The sequence below is a fragment of the Streptomyces sp. NPDC002784 genome (assembly GCF_053592135.1).
The window spans coordinates 107,424-122,086 of sequence record NZ_JBSFVD010000015.1 but is presented as its reverse complement, the minus strand read 5'-3'; the positions used below and the strand labels follow the sequence as shown (position 1 = coordinate 122,086).

Sequence of the window (14,663 nt, the reverse complement as noted above, 5' to 3'; positions counted from 1 at the left end):
GAAGCGGCGCTCGGAAGCGTCCTGGGTCGTGCGCGCGGCGGTGCGCGCCCCTGAGTGCATCGCTCCGCCCACTGCTGGCCGTCCTCTGTCAAGTGAATCGTGTGGAGACGACCGTGAGTTCATTCGAAGGGGTGGCGAATGGTGGCGTTTCCGGGATCGCCATGGCTGGACGGGTGATCGTAGGATTACTTTGAGTACACGAGTCCTGGGGGCACATGCACCAGCGGGTATGCCGGAGGCAACTCGGCTTTCCGTTCGAAGGGTGAGAACTGCCGGACGGGAAGCCGTATTTACCGGCATTCTGATAGGGCTTGGCGCACTCGGTGACAAGTGGTCCAAGGGATGGGGGCGTTCCAGTGAGCGGCAACAGCGGAAGCGACACGAGCGCCGGCAGCGCGACGCACGCTGACAAGCGCTCGAACGAGCTGCTCACGTCCTGGTTCGTGCGCAGCGGCTGGTCGAAGGGCGAACTCGCCCGCCAAGTCAACCGCCGGGCCCGTCAGTTGGGCGCCAACCACATCTCCACCGACACCTCCCGGGTGCGCCGCTGGCTGGACGGCGAGAACCCGCGCGAGCCGATCCCGCGGATCCTGTCCGAGCTGTTCTCCGAGCGGTTCGGCTGTGTCGTCTCCGTCGAGGACCTCGGCCTGCGCGCCGCCCGCCAGGCACCCTCGGTGTCCGGTGTCGACCTGCCCTGGACGGGCCCGCAGACCGTCGCCCTGCTCAGCGAGTTCTCGCGCAGCGACCTGATGCTGGCGCGGCGCGGCTTCCTCGGGACCTCGCTGGCCCTGTCCGCGGGCCCGTCCCTCATCGAGCCCATGCAGCGCTGGCTCGTCCCCGCCCCGGCCGCCCCGCGCACCGAACCCGAGCCCTCCACCCAGGCCCGCCGCGGCCGGCTCTCCCGGCCCGAGCTGGACCTGCTGGAGTCCACCACCGTGATGTTCCGGCAGTGGGACGCCCAGTGCGGCGGCGGCCTGCGCCGCAAGGCGGTCGTAGGACAACTGCACGAGGTGACCGACCTCCTCCAGGAGCCCCAGCCCGAGTCCACCACCCGCACGCTCTTCAAGGTCGCCGCCGAACTCGCCGAGCTGGCCGGATGGATGTCGTACGACGTCGGTCTCCAGCCCACCGCGCAGAAGTACTTCGTGCTCGCCCTGCACGCCGCCAAGGAGGCCGGCGACCGGCCGCTCGGCTCGTACATCCTCTCCAGCATGAGCCGCCAGATGATCCACCTCGGCCGGCCCGACGACGCCCTGGAACTGGTCCACCTCGCCCAGTACGGCAGCCGCGACTGCGCGAGCCCGCGCACCCAGTCCATGCTGTATGCGATGGAGGCCCGCGCATACGCCAACATGGGCCAGCCCGGCAAGTGCAAGCGGGCCGTGCGGATGGCCGAGGACACCTTCGGCGAGGCCGAGGACTGGGACGAGTCCGACCCCGACTGGATCCGCTTCTTCTCCGAGGCCGAGCTCTACGGCGAGAACTCCCACTCCTACCGCGACCTCGCCTATGTCGCGGGCCGCAGCCCGACCTACGCCTCCCTCGCCGAGCCGCTGATGCAGCGGGCCGTGGACCTGTTCGCCAAGGACTCCGAGCACCAGCGTTCCTACGCGCTCAACCTCATCGGCATGGCCACCGTGCATCTGCTCCAGCGCGAGCCCGAGCGGAGCGCGCAGTACGCCACCGAGGCCATGACGATCGCCAAGAAGGTGCGCTCCGAGCGGGTCAACACTCGTATCCGAAAGACGGTGGACACGGCCGTACGCGATTTCGGTGATCTGCACGAGGTCGTGGACCTCACCGAGCGGCTCGCCGTAGAGCTGCCCGAGACCGCCGAAGCCGTCTGACACACCCGCACCACCGCCCGAGCCCCGGCCGCGGCCGGCCCTCCCGAACTGCCCGACTCGGCTCCCCCATGCCAGGTCATCGGAAGGCCGTCCGCGGCCGGCCCATGCCTTCTTGCGAAGGTTGCGCCACGATAACGATCGCGGTGGCCGCCATCCGGCAGTTCACCGACGCGTAACACCCACAGCGCCTTCGTCACGGCGGCGAAACAACGAGGGGCTTCCACCGAAACCGCGCTGCGCCAATCTCATGGCGCATAACCGGCCCACCCCTCAATCCGCTCAGGCTTCGCCCGCACGGGGCCGTACCAACGACGAGGAGACGCCGATGGCACCAGCCATCACGCTTGCCGCAGAGACGGAGCTCTCTGCCGCCAACACAGGCTTCATGCTCATCTGCTCCGCCCTGGTGATGCTCATGACACCGGGCCTGGCCTTCTTCTACGGAGGCATGGTCCGTGTCAAAAGCACCCTGAACATGCTGATGATGAGCTTCATCAGCCTGGGGATCGTCACCATCCTGTGGGTGCTGTACGGCTTCTCCATGGCGTTCGGCACGGACTCCGGCAGCATCATCGGCTGGAACTCCGACTGGGTCGGCCTCAGTGACATCGGCCTGACGGAACTGTGGGACGGCTACACGATCCCGGTCTTCGTCTTCCTGGTCTTCCAGCTGATGTTCGCGATCATCACGCCCGCCCTGATCAGCGGTGCCCTGGCCGACCGGGTGAAGTTCGGCGCCTGGGCGCTGTTCGTCGCCCTGTGGGCCACGATCGTCTACTTCCCGGTCGCGCACTGGGTCTGGGGCGCCGGCGGCTGGGCCTTCGAGCTCGGTGTGATCGACTTCGCCGGTGGTACGGCCGTCCACATCAACGCCGGTGCCGCGGCGCTCGGCGTCATCCTGGTCATCGGCAAGCGCGTCGGCTTCAAGCGCGACCCGATGCGCCCGCACAGCCTCCCGCTGGTCATGCTCGGTGCGGGCCTGCTGTGGTTCGGCTGGTTCGGCTTCAACGCCGGTTCCTGGCTCGGCAACGACGACGGCGTCGGCGCGCTGATGTTCGTCAACACGCAGGTCGCCACCGCCGCCGCCATGCTGGCCTGGCTCCTCTACGAGAAGATCCGCCACGGCGCGTTCACCACGCTGGGCGCCGCCTCCGGCGCGGTCGCCGGTCTGGTCGCCATCACCCCGGCCGGTGGCGCGGTCTCCCCGCTCGGCGCCATCGCCGTCGGTGCCGTCGCCGGTCTGCTCTGCGCCATGGCCGTGGGCCTGAAGTACAAGCTCGGCTACGACGACTCGCTCGACGTCGTCGGCGTTCACCTGGTCGGCGGCATCGTCGGCTCGCTGCTGGTCGGCTTCCTCGCCACCGGCAAGGGCCAGTCCGACGTCGAGGGCCTCTTCTACGGCGGCGGCCTGGACCAGTTCTGGAAGCAGTGCGCCGGTGTCTTCGCGGTCCTCGCCTACTCGCTGGTGGTCTCCGCGGTCCTCGCCTTCCTCCTCGACAAGACCATCGGCATGCGGGTCGCCGAGGACGAGGAAGTGGCCGGCATCGACCAGGCCGAGCACGCCGAGACCGCATACGACTTCAGCGGAGCCGGCGGTGGCTCCGCCCGCACGACCGCTGTCCCGGCCCCGGCCGTCGACACCGCGAGCAAGAAGGTGGACGCATGAAGCTCATCACCGCAGTCGTCAAGCCCCACCGGCTCGACGAGATCAAGGAAGCCCTCCAGGCGTTCGGCGTGCACGGCCTGACGGTCACCGAGGCCAGCGGCTACGGTCGTCAGCGGGGCCACACCGAGGTCTACCGCGGTGCCGAGTACACCGTCGACCTGGTCCCGAAGATCCGCATCGAGGTCCTCGCCGAGGACGACGACGCCGAGCAGCTGATCGAGGTCATCGTCAAGGCCGCCCGCACCGGCAAGATCGGTGACGGCAAGGTCTGGTCCCTGCCGGTCGAGACGGCCGTACGGGTCCGCACCGGCGAGCGCGGACCGGACGCGCTCTAACAGAAGAAGACGGACAGGAGTCGCTGGGTGACGAGTACGGACGTGCGCGAAGAAGCAGATGACTCGGGACCCAGCGGCTACGCGGCGGCCCGGCTGCGCCTCCTCACCGAGGGGGCGCGGTCCGGGCCGCCGCGCCGTACCGCCCTCGCGGAACTCACCGACGACTGGCTCACCGGCCTGTTCGCCGCCGGCGCCGGAACCCTGCGCGGGGTCTCCCTGGTGGCGGTCGGCGGCTACGGCCGCGGCGAGCTGTCCCCGCGCAGCGATCTCGACCTGCTGCTCCTGCACGACGGGGCCGACCACGACACCGTCGCCGCGCTGGCCGACCGGATCTGGTACCCCGTCTGGGACCTCGGTCTCGCCCTCGACCACTCGGTGCGGACGCCCGCCGAGGCCCGCAAGACCGCCGCGGAGGACCTCAAGGTCCAGCTGGGCCTGCTGGACGCCCGGCACATCGCCGGCGACCTCGGCCTGACCGCGGGACTGCGCACGGCCGTCCTCGCCGACTGGCGCAACCAGGCGCCCAAGCGCCTGCCCGAACTCCAGGAACTGACCGCCGAGCGTGCCGAGCGCCAGGGCGAGCTGCAGTACCTCCTGGAACCCGACCTCAAGGAGGCCCGGGGCGGCCTGCGCGACGCCACCATCCTGCGTGCCGTCGCCGCCTCCTGGCTGGCCGACGCCCCCCGCGAGGGCCTCGACGACGCCCGGCGCCGGCTGCTCGACGTACGCGACGCACTGCACCTCGCCACCGGGCGCGCCACCGACCGGCTGGCCCTCCAGGAACAGGACCAGGTCGCCGCCGAGCTGGGCCTGCTCGACGCCGACACCCTGCTGCGGCAGGTGTACGAGGCGGCGCGGGTCATCTCGTACGCCAGTGACGTCACCTGGCGTGAAGTGGGCCGCGTCCTGCGGTCGCGGGCGGTGCGGCCCCGGCTGCGCGCCATGCTGGGCGGCGGCAAGCCGGTGGCGGAACGGTCGCCGCTGGCCGAGGGCGTGGTGGAACAGGACGGCGAGGTCGTGCTCGCCCGCGCCGCGCGCCCCGAACGCGACCCCGTGCTCCCGCTGCGCGCCGCGGCCGCCGCCGCGCAGGCCGGACTCCCGCTCTCCCTGCACGCCGTACGGCGGCTGGCCGCCACCACCCGCCCGCTGCCCACGCCCTGGCCCGCCGAGGCCCGCGAACAGCTCGTGACCCTGCTCGGCTCCGGGCGCCCCACCATCGAGGTCTGGGAGGCGCTGGAGGCCGAGGGCCTGATCAGCCGGCTGCTGCCCGACTGGGAGCGGGTGCGCTGCCGCCCCCAGCGCAACGCCGTGCACATCTGGACCGTGGACCGGCACCTCATCGAGACCGCCGTCCGCGCCTCCGAGTTCACCCGCCGCGTCCACCGCCCCGACCTGCTCCTGGTCGCCGCGCTGCTGCACGACATCGGCAAGGGCTGGCCCGGGGACCACTCGGTGGCCGGCGAGATCATCGCGCGTGACGTGGCCGCCCGGATCGGCTTCGACCGCGAGGAGGTCGCCGTACTCGCCACCCTCGTACGGCACCATCTGCTGCTCGTCGACACCGCCACCCGGCGCGACCTGGAGGACCCGGCCACGGTCCGCTCGGTCGCCGATGCGGTCGGCAGCCAGTCCACGCTGGAGCTGCTGCACGCGCTGACCGAGGCCGACGCGCTGGCCACCGGCCCCGCCGCCTGGTCGTCCTGGCGCGGCTCCCTCGTCACCGACCTGGTCAAACGCGTCTCGGCGGTGCTCGCGGGGGACGCCTCCGAGGAACCGGAGGCCGCCGCGCCCACCGCCGAGCAGGAGCGGCTGGCCATCGAGGCCGTCGCCACCGGCAGCCCGGTGCTGGCCCTGCGCGCCCAGACCGAGCCCCCCACGGACGACCGGCCGACGGGGGACCCGGAACCGCTCGGCGTGGAGCTGCTGATCGCCGTACCGGACCAGCCGGGCGTGCTGCCCGCCGTCGCGGGCGTCCTGGCGATGCACCGCCTCACCGTCCGCACCGCGGAACTGCGCGCGCTGGACCTCCCCGACGGCGTCGAGGGCTCGGTCCTGCTGCTGAACTGGCGGGTCGCCGCCGAGTACGGCTCGCTGCCCCAGGCCGCCCGGCTGCGCGCCGACCTGGTCCGGGCCCTGGACGGCTCCCTCGACATCGCGGCCCGCCTGGCCGAGCGGGACGCGGCCTATCCCCGGCGCCGGGGCGTCCTGGCGCCGCCCCCCAGGGTCACCGTCCACCCGGCCGCCTCCCGCCTCGCCACGGTGATCGAGGTCCGCGCCCAGGACGCCCCGGGACTGCTGTTCCGGATCGGCCGGGCCCTGGAGGACGCGCGGGTGCGGATGCGCAGCGCGCATGTCAGCACGCTGGGCGCGAACGCCGTGGACGCGTTCTACGTCACCGGCCCCGAGGGGGCGCCGCTGCCCCGCGAGGAGGCCGCTTCGGTGGCCCGGAAGCTGGAGGAGACGTTGCGTGGCTGAACGGGGATCCCGGTGACTCCTGCCGCCGGGATACCCTGGAGGGCGATTCCCAGCTGCCACCGACCCCGAGGACCGACGCCGCCGTGTTCGATACTCTCTCCGATCGCCTTTCAGCGACCTTCAAGAACTTGCGCGGCAAGGGGCGCTTGAGCGAAGCGGACATCGACGCCACGGCGCGCGAGATCCGCATCGCGCTCCTGGAAGCGGATGTCGCCCTGCCGGTCGTCCGGACGTTCATCAAGAACGTCAAGGAGCGCGCGCTCGGGGCCGAGGTCTCCAAGGCGCTGAACCCCGCCCAGCAGGTCCTCAAGGTCGTCAATGACGAACTGGTGACCATCCTGGGCGGTGAGACGCGCCGTCTGCGCTTCGCCAAGCAGCCGCCCACCGTGATCATGCTGGCGGGTCTGCAGGGTGCCGGTAAGACCACCCTCGCGGGCAAGCTCGGCCACTGGCTGAAGGAGCAGGGCCACTCCCCGCTGCTGGTCGCCTGTGACCTCCAGCGGCCGAACGCCGTGAACCAGCTCAGCGTCGTCGCCGAGCGCGCCGGGGTCGCGGTGTACGCCCCGGAGCCGGGCAACGGCGTCGGTGACCCGGTCAAGGTCGCCAAGGACTCCATCGAGTTCGCGAAGTCGCGGGTGCACGACATCGTGATCGTCGACACCGCCGGCCGCCTGGGCATCGACCAGGAGATGATGCAGCAGGCCGCGGACATCCGGGACGCGGTCAGCCCCGACGAGATCCTCTTCGTCGTCGACGCCATGATCGGCCAGGACGCGGTCAACACCGCCGAGTCGTTCCGCGACGGCGTCGGCTTCGACGGCGTGGTGCTCTCCAAGCTCGACGGTGACGCCCGCGGTGGTGCCGCCCTGTCGATCCGGCAGATCACCGGCAAGCCGATCATGTTCGCCTCGAACGGCGAGAAGCTCGGCGACTTCGACGCCTTCCACCCGGACCGGATGGCCTCCCGCATCCTCGACATGGGTGACCTGCTCACCCTGATCGAGCAGGCGGAGAAGACCTTCGACCAGGCCGAAGCCCAGAAGATGGCGGAGAAGCTGGCCTCCAAGAAGGGCCAGGACTTCACCCTCGACGACTTCCTGTCCCAGATGGAACAGGTCAGGAAGATGGGCTCGATCTCCAAGCTGCTCGGCATGCTGCCCGGCATGGGGCAGATCAAGGACCAGATCAACAACCTGGACGAGCGGGACGTCGACCGCACCGCCGCGATCATCAAGTCGATGACCCCGGCCGAGCGCCAGGAACCCACGATCATCAACGGCTCGCGCCGCGCCCGCATCGCCAGGGGCTCCGGTGTCGACGTCAGCGCGGTGAAGAACCTGGTCGAGCGGTTCTTCGAGGCCCGCAAGATGATGTCCCGCATGGCCCAGGGCGGCGGCATGCCGGGGATGCCCGGGATGCCGGGCATGGGCGGCGGCCCCGGCCGGAGCAAGAAGCAGCCCAAGAAGGCCAAGGGCAAGCAGCGCTCCGGCAACCCGATGAAGCGCAAGCAGCAGGAGCAGGAGGAGGCCGCCCGGCGCGCGGCCGCCGCGCAGAGTGGCGGCGCCTTCGGCGTGCCCGGCCAGCAGGCTCCGCAGGACTTCGAACTGCCGGACGAGTTCAAGAAGTTCATGGGCTGAGACCGAGTCCCCGTACGACGAGGAGGGCGTCCCCGGTGGCCGGGGGCGCCCTCCTCGCCTGCCGGGGCAGGAGCCCCGCTAGCCGTTCGGGAAGGTCCAGGTGTACGGCTCTCCCTCGGCCTCCTGCCAGTGCACCTCGACGTTCTTCGCGCCGGCGGGCACCAGGTAGGTCTCGCAGAAGGTGTGGCTCTCGCCCCGCTTCCAGCTCTCCACGTCGTACGGGTCCTCGCAGCCGGCCGCGTCCTCGGCGGCACCGATGAGGATGGAGCCGCGCTGTCCGTCGGCCCAGACGGTGGTCTCGTCGCCGACCCGGGGGGAGCCGGTCAGCGCCGGGCCGCCCTTGTGCGTGAACGTCACATGGGCGACGGCCAGGACGAGCCCCGCGGCCTTCTCGGGGTCGGCCACCGCCTGCGCGGCCTCGGCCTCGGTGCCCACGTCCACCTGCTCCGCGAGGATCTCGTACGTGACCGTGCCCGGGTCCTCCTCGTACACCCCCGTGGCGCTCTCGCCGGACTTCATCGCGCCGCCGGAGGAGGGCTCCGGCGCGGCGGGCGAGGACTTCGCCCGCGAGGTGGCCGGGCTCTTCGCGTCGGCCTCGTCGTCCCCGCCCGAGCAGGCGGTGAGCGCCAGGGCGAGGACGGCGACGGGCGCGGCCAGACGCAGCGCGGTCTTGCGGTACAGCACAACAGCTCCTGTATGCAGATGTGTAATTCCCCCGAGCGATTCGTCAGGCTAAAGGGAAGGCGCGCAGTTCAGCGAAGCGTGAAGACTCCCGCTTCGCATCCTTCACACCATTCACACGTGCATTTCCAGGAACTCGCCCGCCCGCGCGGGGATTTCAGGGGACCCGGGCGATCAGGTACCGGAACACATTCGGCATCCACACGGTCCCGTCCGTCCGTCGATGCGGATGCAGGGCCTCCGTCAGCTCCTTGTCCACCTGTGCCCGGTCGGTGGCGGCGATCGCCGCGTCGAACAGCCCGGTCGACAGCAGTCCTCGTACGGCGCTGTCGACGTCGGCGTAGCCGAAGGGGCACGCCACCCGCCCCGAGCCGTCGGGGCGCAGGCCCGCGCGGTGGGCGACCTCCTCCAGGTCGTCCCGGAGGGCGGGGCGCCAACTGCCCGTGCCGCGCAGCGGATCGGCCAGTTTCGTGGCCACGCGCAGCACCGACGAGGTGGCGCAGCGCTCCGGCGGACCCCAGCCGGCCAGCACCACGGGCGCCCCCCGCTCGGCGAGTTGCCGCGCCCCTCGCAGCAGGTCGCCGAGGCCCTCCGAGTCGCCCGCGAGACATCCGACGGGTTCGAAAGCCGTCACGAGGGTGTACGCGGGCTCCTCCGTCTCTGCCGCGTCCCGCGGTGAGCCGTCGGTTAACCGGGCGTCGGTACGCGCGCGTGCGCCCCACGCCCCGGACGCCAGCCGCTGCCGGGCGAGGGCGAGCCGTTCGCGGGAGGAGGACTCGACACCGGCGATCGCGGCCCCTCGGGAGGCCGCCATCAGCAGGGCGAGCCCGGAACCGCAGCCGAGGCCCAGCATCCGTGTGCCGGGGCCCACTTCGAGCCGCTCGTAGACGGCCTCGTAGAGCGGTACCAGCATCCGCTCCTGGATCTCCGACCAGTCACGCGCGCGTGCCCACAGGTCCACACGGGGCGTGGATCCCGTGTGAGACAGGTGCTGCCGCACGAGCGTAGGTGTCATCGAAAGCGCCCCAATCCGCCGAGAGTTGCCGCTGTGCCCGTTTCCGTGTCCCCCGTGCCGTGCGCTCGCTCTTCCCCCGTATGCCAGGTAACTCCGCGCTCGACCCGGCGTCCAGGGGTCGTCGGGCCCGGCTTGGGACCGGCACGTGCCTGTGGCGAGAATTCACATTCCGGCAACCTCGGCCCTTACCATCGCGCCATGGCAAAAGCACCCGTTCTCACACCGCGGGCGGACGACTTCCCGCGCTGGTACCAGGATCTGATCAGCAAGGCCGAGCTGGCCGACAACGGGCCGGTGCGCGGCACGATGGTGATCCGACCGTACGGGTACGGACTGTGGGAGCGGATGCAGGCGGAGATGGACGCCCGCATCAAGGAGACGGGCACCCAGAACGCGTACTTCCCGCTGCTCATCCCGCAGTCGTACTTCGCCAAGGAGGCCGACCACGTCGAGGGCTTCGCGCCCGAGCTGGCGGTGGTCACGCACGGCGGGGGCAAGGAGCTGGAGGAGCCGGCGGTCGTCCGGCCCACCTCCGAGATGATCGTCAACGACTACTTCTCCAAGTGGGTGCAGAGCTACCGCGATCTGCCGCTGCTGATCAACCAGTGGGCCAACGTGGTGCGTTGGGAGCTCCGGCCCCGGCTGTTCCTGCGGACCACGGAGTTCCTGTGGCAGGAGGGCCACACCGCGCACGCCACCTACGAGGACGCCCGCGACTTCGCCGCGCACATCCATCGCCAGGTGTACGAGGACTTCATGGTGAACCTCCTCGCCATGGACGTCGTACCCGGCCGCAAGACCGTCAAGGAACGGTTCGCCGGGGCTCTCAACACCCTCACGCTCGAAGGCATGATGGGCGACGGCAAGGCGCTCCAGATGGCCACCAGCCATGAGCTGGGCCAGAACTTCGCCCAGGCCTTCAACACGCGGTACCTGTCCAAGGACGGCACGCAGGAACTGGTCTGGCAGACCTCCTGGGGCTCGACGACCCGCATGATCGGCGCCCTGGTGATGGCGCACGGGGACGACAACGGCCTGCGGGTGCCGCCCCGGCTGGCGCAGATCCAGGTCGTCGTCCTCGCGATCAAGGGCGACGAGGCGGTTCTGGCCAAGGTCCGCGAACTCGGCGACCGGCTGAAGGCGGCGGGCATCCGGGTGCGGGTCGACGACCGTACGGACACGCCCTTCGGGCGGCGCGCGGTCGACTGGGAGCTCAAGGGCGTGCCGGTGCGGATCGAGATCGGGCCGCGCGACCTGGAGAACGGCACCGCGATGCTGGCGCGCCGGATCCCGGGCGGCAAGGCGGCGGTGGCCCTGGAATCCCTGGTGGAGCTGCTGCCGGGGATGCTGGAGGACGACCAGGCGCTGCTGCTCAAGCAGTCCCGAGAGCGGCGCGAGTCCCGCACGAGTGAGGTGTCGACGATCGAGGAGGCCGTCGAGGCCGCCGCGACCGGCTGGGCGCGCATCCCCTGGGCCGCGCTCGGCGCGGCGGGTGAGGCCGCGCTGGCCGAGCACTCGGTGACCGTACGCTGTCTGGTCGCCGAGGACGGGTCGGTGCCGGAGGACGAGGACGCGCCCGGTAACGTCGCGATCGTCGCGCGCGCTTACTGAGACGGGGCAGAAAGGCGCGAGAGCGACCGAAAGGCCTCTTGCGCCGCCGCCCGACACTGTCACCCCGCCGTGCGGAGACGGCCTACGCGCGGGTGCGTACGTCGGACTACGCACCAGCTTGTGGTGAGCTGCGAGGCTTCTCCGCAGATCAGCGCACCCGCCCTCGTCAGGACGCATCAGCGGCAACTGACGGGTACGTGCAAAATATTTGGGATGGCCCGGAATCGGAACACAGGGGCACCCCGGCTCGTTGTGATTACGTGAGCACGACACAGACACCACCTGTTCTCGCCGCGGAACTGGCGCAGGCGTGGGCCGACATTCAGCGGCACCACCCCGAGCTGCCGGATCTCGCCGCGCCAGAGTCCCTGATCGGAGAGTCGTCGTCCGCGTGCGGACACGAACTCTCCTTCGAGCGGCTGCTTCATGAGGCGGTGCACGGCATCGCCGCCGCCCGCGGAGTCCGCGACACCTCCCGGGCGGGCCGCTACCACAACCGCCGATTCCTGGCCATCGCCGAGGAGCTGGGCCTGGACCACCCCGACGAACCGCACCCCAGCAGCGGATTCTCGCTGGTCACCCTCAATCCGGAGGCCAAGCGCCGCTACCGCCCGACGATCGAGCGCCTCCAGCGCGCCCTGAAGGCGCACACGGCGGCCACGTCGGCGGACACGGCCCGGTCCTTCCGGGGGCCGGCGGCCCGGCACGGCTCCTCCGGCGGCGGGGTCCGCGTCAAGGCGGTCTGCGACTGCGGCCGCAATGTCCGCGTGGTCCCCTCGGTGCTGGCCCAGGCCCCGATCGTCTGCGGCGGCTGCGGGAAGCCGTTCCGGATTCCCGAGGTCGTGGGCGCGGCGTAACCCGACCGGTACCGGCATCTCGTGGCTGCCGGTGCGGTCGGCTCGCGCCGGCTGCGCACCCGACGTTCCTCACCTCCGCGCCGGGTGCGCCTCAGCCATGCCCGCCGCCCCGGCCCTCGGTCCGAGGCGAGCCGTGGGGTGTGGCACAATGGCTAGCTGTACTCGACAGCCGCACAGGACCCCTCTCTCCTCCGGCTGACGCGTCCGTCGGGCACTCGGGTACCGCAACCCCACGCGGCCATCTCGCCGTGCCCAACCACGTCAAATCCAGGAGAACCCACTCCCGTGGCAGTCAAGATCAAGCTGAAGCGTCTGGGCAAGATCCGTTCGCCTCACTACCGCATCGTCGTCGCCGACTCCCGTACCCGTCGTGACGGTCGTGCGATCGAGGAGATCGGCCTGTACCACCCGGTGCAGAACCCGTCGCGCATCGAGGTCGACGCCGAGCGTGTCGCGTACTGGCTCTCCGTCGGCGCCCAGCCGACCGAGCCCGTCCTCGCCATCCTCAAGAAGACCGGCGACTGGCAGAAGTTCAAGGGCGAGCCCGCCCCGGCGCCGCTGCTCCAGCCGGCCGAGAAGGCCGCGCGCCCCTCGTTCGAGGCGCTGAGCGGTGACGACGAGGGCAAGGGTGAGGCCATCACCCAGAAGAAGAAGGCCGACAAGAAGGACGAGGCTGCGGCTGAGTCCGAGTCGACCGAGGCCTGAGCATGCTCGAGGAGGCTCTCGAGCACCTCGTGAAGGGCATCGTAGACAACCCTGACGATGTGCAGGTCGCATCCCGCGACCTGCGCCGTGGACGCGTGCTCGAGGTCCGGGTCCACCCCGACGACCTCGGCAAGGTGATCGGCCGCAACGGCCGCACCGCACGCGCTCTGCGCACCGTCGTGGGCGCCATCGGCGGCCGTGGTGTCCGTGTCGACCTCGTCGACGTGGACCACGTCCGCTGACGCCGAACGCAGCACCGGCTCGGGCCGGGGAGGGCCACTGTGCCGTCCCCGGCCCGCAGTCGTACGTACGACAGGAGATCTTCGAAAAGTGCAGCTCGTAGTCGCCCGGATCGGCCGCGCCCACGGCATCAAGGGCGAGGTCACCGTCGAGGTACGTACCGACGAGCCGGAACTCCGGCTCGCCCCCGGCGCCGTACTGGCCACCGATCCCGCATCCGCGGGCCCGCTCACCATCGAGACCGGCCGGGTGCACAGCGGCCGGCTGCTGCTGCGCTTCGAGGGCGTGCGCGACCGCACCGGAGCCGAGGCCCTGCGCAACATCCTCCTCATCGCCGACGTCGACCCCGACGAACTGCCCGAGGAGGAGGACGAGTACTACGACCACCAGCTGATGGACCTCGACGTGGTTACCAAGGACGGCGAGGAGGTCGGCCGGATCACCGAGATCTCGCATCTGCCCTCGCAGGACCTGTTCATCGTCGAGCGGCCCGACGGCAGCGAGGTGATGATCCCGTTCGTCCAGGAGATCGTGACCGAGATCGACCTCGCCGAGCAGAAGGCGGTCATCGACCCGCCGCCCGGCCTGATCGACGACCAGGCGGAGATCGCCTCCTCGCGGGACGAGTCCTGATGCGCCTCGACGTCGTCACGATCTTCCCCGAGTACCTGGAGCCCCTGAACGTCTCCCTGGTCGGCAAGGCACGCGCGCGTGGACAGCTGAACGTCCAGGTGCACGACCTGCGCGGCTGGACCTACGACCGCCACAACACGGTCGACGACACGCCTTACGGCGGCGGCCCCGGCATGGTCATGAAGACCGACCCCTGGGGCGACGCGCTGGACTCCGTCCTCGCGGACGGCTACGAGAGCGGCTCCCACGCGCCCACGCTGATCGTCCCCACGCCGAGCGGCCGGCCCTTCACCCAGGAACTCGCGGTGGAGCTCTCCGCGCGTCCGTGGCTGATCTTCACCCCGGCCCGCTACGAGGGCATCGACCGACGGGTCATCGACGAGTACGCGACCCGGATGCCGGTCCACGAGGTGTCCATCGGCGACTACGTCCTGGCCGGCGGCGAGGCGGCCGTCCTGGTGATGACGGAGGCCGTGGCCCGGCTGCTGCCCGGGGTCCTCGGCAACGCCGAGTCCCACCGCGACGACTCCTTCGCGCCCGGCGCCATGGCTAGCCTCCTGGAGGGGCCCGTCTACACCAAGCCGCCCGAGTGGCGCGGCCGCGGCATCCCGGACGTGCTGCTCAGCGGGCACCACGGGAAGATCGCCCGCTGGCGGCGCGACGAGGCCCTGAAGCGGACCGCCGCCCATCGGCCCGACCTGATCGAGCGCTGCGACCCCAAGGCCTTCGACAAGAAGGACCGCGAAATGCTCTCCATCCTCGGCTGGGCACCGGATCCCGACGGCGAGCGGTACGGCCGATTTTGGCGCAGGCCCGAGGCCGTGGAAGAATAGGCCGCTGTTGTGCGCTGTCCGGCGTGCGCCCCTGCCACAGGGGGACACGACGCCCGCCCCGACGCGAACAGCATCCTCTTGGAAAACTACTCCCGCCTATGACCTGTGGCATGGGTGAAGAAAGCAGA

General features: G+C 70.9%; 13 protein-coding genes. 11 read left to right on the top strand and 2 right to left on the bottom strand.

What is annotated here, in order from left to right; all coding sequences use genetic code 11:
- Positions 1–356: 356 nt before the first annotated feature.
- From nsdA to ffh, 5 genes are all read left to right on the top strand, one after another.
- On the top strand, positions 357–1,847 hold the full coding sequence (gene nsdA / locus ACWD1Z_RS24505; RefSeq protein WP_451121743.1) for a transcriptional repressor NsdA: 1,491 nt from the start codon (positions 357–359) through the stop codon (positions 1,845–1,847).
- A 325-nt stretch (positions 1,848–2,172) separates the two neighbouring features.
- Entirely contained in the window at positions 2,173–3,513 is a 1,341-nt protein-coding gene (locus tag ACWD1Z_RS24500; RefSeq protein ID WP_451121742.1) for an ammonium transporter, read from the top strand.
- Positions 3,510–3,848, top strand: a complete 339-nt coding sequence (locus ACWD1Z_RS24495) for a P-II family nitrogen regulator (RefSeq protein ID WP_030990174.1) — start codon at positions 3,510–3,512, stop codon at positions 3,846–3,848. The genes ACWD1Z_RS24500 and ACWD1Z_RS24495 overlap by 4 nt, the downstream gene beginning before the upstream one ends.
- Before the next feature lie 27 nt (positions 3,849–3,875).
- Positions 3,876–6,323 (top strand): [protein-PII] uridylyltransferase, encoded by a 2,448-nt coding sequence (locus tag ACWD1Z_RS24490; protein ID WP_451121741.1) that lies wholly within the window; start codon positions 3,876–3,878, stop codon positions 6,321–6,323.
- An 83-nt stretch (positions 6,324–6,406) separates the two neighbouring features.
- Positions 6,407–7,960: a signal recognition particle protein gene (gene ffh / locus ACWD1Z_RS24485; RefSeq protein ID WP_451121740.1), complete on the top strand. Its 1,554-nt coding sequence runs from the start codon at positions 6,407–6,409 to the stop codon at positions 7,958–7,960.
- Between the two features lie 78 nt (positions 7,961–8,038).
- On the opposite strand, the gene ACWD1Z_RS24480 is transcribed toward ffh, so the two are convergent.
- Positions 8,039–8,644, bottom strand: a complete 606-nt coding sequence (locus ACWD1Z_RS24480) for a hypothetical protein (RefSeq protein ID WP_451121739.1) — start codon at positions 8,642–8,644, stop codon at positions 8,039–8,041.
- A gap of 154 nt (positions 8,645–8,798) precedes the next feature.
- The gene (locus ACWD1Z_RS24475; RefSeq protein ID WP_451121738.1) at positions 8,799–9,656 is read right to left on the bottom strand and encodes a class I SAM-dependent methyltransferase; all 858 of its coding nucleotides are present in this window, start codon (positions 9,654–9,656) and stop codon (positions 8,799–8,801) included.
- 198 nt (positions 9,657–9,854) lie between these two features.
- On the opposite strand from ACWD1Z_RS24475, the gene proS reads away from it, so the two are divergent.
- The 6 genes from proS (at position 9,855) to trmD (ending at position 14,535) form a co-directional block, all read left to right on the top strand.
- Positions 9,855–11,267 carry a proline--tRNA ligase gene (gene proS / locus ACWD1Z_RS24470; RefSeq protein WP_451121737.1) on the top strand — a complete coding sequence of 471 codons (1,413 nt, stop codon included), beginning with the start codon at positions 9,855–9,857 and terminating at the stop codon, positions 11,265–11,267.
- A gap of 260 nt (positions 11,268–11,527) precedes the next feature.
- Complete coding sequence (locus ACWD1Z_RS24465; RefSeq protein ID WP_186282930.1) at positions 11,528–12,124, top strand: hypothetical protein; 597 nt, start codon at positions 11,528–11,530, stop codon at positions 12,122–12,124.
- Positions 12,125–12,409: 285 nt separating this feature from the next.
- The gene (gene rpsP / locus ACWD1Z_RS24460) at positions 12,410–12,829 is read left to right on the top strand and encodes a 30S ribosomal protein S16 (RefSeq protein WP_451121736.1); all 420 of its coding nucleotides are present in this window, start codon (positions 12,410–12,412) and stop codon (positions 12,827–12,829) included.
- 2 nt (positions 12,830–12,831) lie between these two features.
- Complete coding sequence (locus ACWD1Z_RS24455) at positions 12,832–13,071, top strand: RNA-binding protein (protein WP_005479813.1); 240 nt, start codon at positions 12,832–12,834, stop codon at positions 13,069–13,071.
- A gap of 88 nt (positions 13,072–13,159) precedes the next feature.
- Positions 13,160–13,702 (top strand): ribosome maturation factor RimM, encoded by a 543-nt coding sequence (gene rimM / locus ACWD1Z_RS24450; protein WP_250074586.1) that lies wholly within the window; start codon positions 13,160–13,162, stop codon positions 13,700–13,702.
- Positions 13,702–14,535 carry a tRNA (guanosine(37)-N1)-methyltransferase TrmD gene (gene trmD / locus ACWD1Z_RS24445; protein ID WP_451121735.1) on the top strand — a complete coding sequence of 278 codons (834 nt, stop codon included), beginning with the start codon at positions 13,702–13,704 and terminating at the stop codon, positions 14,533–14,535. The genes rimM and trmD overlap by 1 nt, the downstream gene beginning before the upstream one ends.
- Positions 14,536–14,663 lie beyond the last annotated feature (128 nt).

Excerpts from the sequence above, each read along its gene's own strand:
- proS (WP_451121737.1), top strand. The coding sequence starts at position 9,855 with ATGGCAAAAGCACCCGTTCTCACACCGCGGGCGGACGACTTCCCGCGC.
- ACWD1Z_RS24500 (WP_451121742.1), top strand. The coding sequence starts at position 2,173 with ATGGCACCAGCCATCACGCTTGCCGCAGAGACGGAGCTCTCTGCCGCC.
- ACWD1Z_RS24475 (WP_451121738.1), bottom strand. The coding sequence starts at position 9,656 with ATGACACCTACGCTCGTGCGGCAGCACCTGTCTCACACGGGATCCACG.
- ACWD1Z_RS24455 (WP_005479813.1), top strand. The coding sequence starts at position 12,832 with ATGCTCGAGGAGGCTCTCGAGCACCTCGTGAAGGGCATCGTAGACAAC.
- trmD (WP_451121735.1), top strand. The coding sequence starts at position 13,702 with ATGCGCCTCGACGTCGTCACGATCTTCCCCGAGTACCTGGAGCCCCTG.
- ACWD1Z_RS24495 (WP_030990174.1), top strand. The coding sequence starts at position 3,510 with ATGAAGCTCATCACCGCAGTCGTCAAGCCCCACCGGCTCGACGAGATC.